General features: G+C 48.0%; 2 protein-coding genes and 2 pseudogenes. 2 read left to right on the top strand and 2 right to left on the bottom strand.

Annotation, left to right across the window (positions count from 1 at the left end; all coding sequences use genetic code 11):
* Nucleotides 1–95 precede the first annotated feature (95 nt).
* Nucleotides 96–727: pseudogene (locus HII27_RS26700) on the bottom strand (transposase); the annotation flags it as partial.
* A 394-nt stretch (nucleotides 728–1,121) separates the two neighbouring features.
* On the opposite strand from HII27_RS26700, the gene HII27_RS26695 reads away from it, so the two are divergent.
* The gene (locus tag HII27_RS26695; protein WP_001516695.1) at nucleotides 1,122–1,778 is read left to right on the top strand and encodes a quinolone resistance pentapeptide repeat protein QnrS1; all 657 of its coding nucleotides are present in this window, start codon (nucleotides 1,122–1,124) and stop codon (nucleotides 1,776–1,778) included.
* Between the two features lie 318 nt (nucleotides 1,779–2,096).
* On the opposite strand, the gene HII27_RS26690 is transcribed toward HII27_RS26695, so the two are convergent.
* Nucleotides 2,097–2,711, bottom strand: a complete 615-nt coding sequence (locus HII27_RS26690) for a recombinase family protein (protein ID WP_014839983.1) — start codon at nucleotides 2,709–2,711, stop codon at nucleotides 2,097–2,099.
* A 161-nt stretch (nucleotides 2,712–2,872) separates the two neighbouring features.
* On the opposite strand from HII27_RS26690, the pseudogene HII27_RS26685 reads away from it, so the two are divergent.
* Nucleotides 2,873–3,055 (top strand): annotated as a pseudogene (locus HII27_RS26685) (DUF4158 domain-containing protein); the annotation flags it as partial.
* Nucleotides 3,056–3,147: the final 92 nt, after the last annotated feature.

Here is a 3,147-nt window from a genome sequence, read left to right as displayed (position 1 = left end):
CTGGGCGAAATGCGCCTGGTAAGCAGAGTTTTTGAAATGTAAGGCCTTTGAATAAGACAAAAGGCTGCCTCATCGCTAACTTTGCAACAGTGCCGAAGCAGATTATGCGTTCTCATAATGCGATACACCCGCTTTGCATTAACCACAGGCAGGCCGTCCCGCTCCGACTCCCGTCGCAGCAGCGCCCACACACGGCGATAACCATACGTCGGCAGGTCAGCCACCGCCATGTTTATCCGGGACAATACGGTGGTATCGTCAGAACGGGGCTGCCGTCTGCGATCCTGTCAGTCAGATGGCCGGTGAACCCGAATGCTCAACTGCGCACGCGACACGCCAAGACTTCTGCAAACGTCGCTTATTCGTCGTTCCCAGGCAACGAGGGCGCATGCGCAATCCATTTTTTTGCCCGGCCGAACTCCACGGCCTCTTTGAGTATCTCGGCTTCCATCGTCTTTTTGCCCAGAAGGCGCTGGAGTTCGCGAATTTGCTTATTGGCGGCAGCGAGTTCGGAGGCCGGCACCACTTCCTCGCCCGATGCAACAGCCGTCAGTGAACCGTCTTAATATTGCTTGCGCCATTTGAATATCTGGTTTGCATTGATGCCATGCAGGCGCGCGACATGAGACACGGTCATACCGGGCTCCATAGTCTGCTGAATAATGGCAATTTTTTCCTGCGGTGTACGACGCCGACGCCGCTCAGGTCCTGATAACACTCCAACCATCTTATCGTTCTGACTGGTATTAAACATAGTTCCAAGACTACCTCTTATTTTAAGAGAGTCGAAGTGTCTGGTGATCTATGGGGCCAGTCTAGCCCTCTTCCAAGTGTAGGGAGATATAGTCAAAGTTTGCTTCTCCGCCGATGAGTCCGCCCTGCGTCGGATAGTCCGATTTTTTACCGGCGAAGCACGGCTCTCCTAACCCTATCTAAAGCGAATAACTTTTTTCAACAGGGCCGCGTGCCAATGCAAGAGCGATAGGCGCTCTACGCGCCAATTTGACCACTTAAAACAGGTAAATTGAGGGGTTGTAATGTGTTGATGTAACAGGCTTTTATTTTAATGTCTTGGCATATGTATAATGGTAGTCTAGCCCTCCTTTCAACAAGGAGTACTCATGGAAACCTACAATCATACATATCGGCACCACAACTTTTCACATAAAGACTTAAGTGATCTCACCTTCACCGCTTGCACATTCATTCGCAGCGACTTTCGACGTGCTAACTTGCGTGATACGACATTCGTCAACTGCAAGTTCATTGAACAGGGTGATATCGAAGGCTGCCACTTTGATGTCGCAGATCTTCGTGATGCAAGTTTCCAACAATGCCAACTTGCGATGGCAAACTTCAGTAATGCCAATTGCTACGGTATAGAGTTCCGTGCGTGTGATTTAAAAGGTGCCAACTTTTCCCGAACAAACTTTGCCCATCAAGTGAGTAATCGTATGTACTTTTGCTCAGCATTTATTTCTGGATGTAATCTTTCCTATGCCAATATGGAGAGGGTTTGTTTAGAAAAATGTGAGTTGTTTGAAAATCGCTGGATAGGAACGAACCTAGCGGGTGCATCACTGAAAGAGTCAGACTTAAGTCGAGGTGTTTTTTCCGAAGATGTCTGGGGGCAATTTAGCCTACAGGGTGCCAATTTATGCCACGCCGAACTCGACGGTTTAGATCCCCGCAAAGTCGATACATCAGGTATCAAAATTGCAGCCTGGCAGCAAGAACTGATTCTCGAAGCACTGGGTATTGTTGTTTATCCTGACTAATTGCTTTGATGTGTGATTTTAAACGCTCAAATTTATAAAACGAATAATATTGTCAACCTTGCAATAATAGACATAGGGACAACCATGTATAAATTTTTACCCTCAGGCGTCTTCACAATAGAGCCATATAGCAGTGGGTCACTTAGTGGGCTTAATTTTTCCATTAAAGATAATATTAATATTGCTCAGTATAAAACATCATATGGTAGCCCATCTTGGCAAGTAAACATAAGGCTGCCATTTATAAGGCACTGTTGCAAAAATGTGGAGGTGATAGGGGTACTACGCCGGAACCCCAGATTTTTCCGTCCGTTCAAATTATCCACGGTTGAACAGCTTGATCCCGTCCGCCCGCAGTTGACCAACAGGGGAAATATGCCTGTACAAAGTTTGCCGGGTTATCCCAAGTTCCTGGCATAGCGTACTGACCTTTGTTTCTGATTGTCCCATTGATGCCATTGCCAGTCGCAGTTTGACTGGCGTCATTTTATAAGGTCGGCCGCCGTTCCGCCCACGGGCTCTTGCTGATGCCAGACCTGCAGTCGTTCTTTCAGCAATCAGTTCGCGCTCAAACTCCGCCAGTGCGGCAAAGATACCGAAGACAAGCTTGCCAGCGGCCGTTGTTGTGTCGATAGTCGCCCCGTGACCGGTCAGCACTTTCAGACCGGTCCCCCTCGCGGTCAGGTCGTGCACTGTATTAATGAGATGACGAAGATCACGACCGAGGCGGTCCAGCTTCCATACGACCAGCGTGTCTCCGGGTCGTAGTGCTTTCAGACAGGCTGTAAGTCCAGGACGCTCTTCTCGTTTGCCCGATGCCCGGTCCTCATAAAAATGTGCGGCATCAACACCTGCGGCGATCAGTGCATCACGTTGTAAATCATTCGTCTGCGAACCATCCGCTTTTGACATCCGAATATATCCGATGAACATATTTCCTCTGTCACATATACGTTCGATTATGTGACATTCTGATTTGGGTACCATAATCTGTCAACGGTAGTCACATTACCCGTAATTTAAATTATGACACGTAAAGGTTCTATGTTAATGATAATGTGACAAGCGCGTTTAAATAGGCATAAGGATCAGAGATGCCTACTAAAAATAAGCTCCTCAGTATTCTTTCGGACGCCGAGCAGGAAGCGCTCTATGGTCTACCTGATTTCGATGATGCACAGCGGCTGGAGTTTCTGGCGCTGAATGAATATGAACTGGCGCTGGCCTGCAGTCGCCGGGGGCTTCACGCTCAAATTTATTGCATCATCCAGATCGGAGAGCATGAAAAACCTCGGGGCAGCCATCGAATGATGCCATCTACAGGGGTTAAAATAACCACCATCATTTCATAACAATACCTGCTGACTAT

Source organism: Kluyvera sichuanensis, from assembly GCF_014218705.1.
GTDB classification, from domain to species: Bacteria; Pseudomonadota; Gammaproteobacteria; order Enterobacterales; family Enterobacteriaceae; genus Kluyvera; species Kluyvera sichuanensis.
Note: the sequence above shows the minus strand (reverse complement) of the source record. Positions and strands in the feature narration are given on the sequence as shown.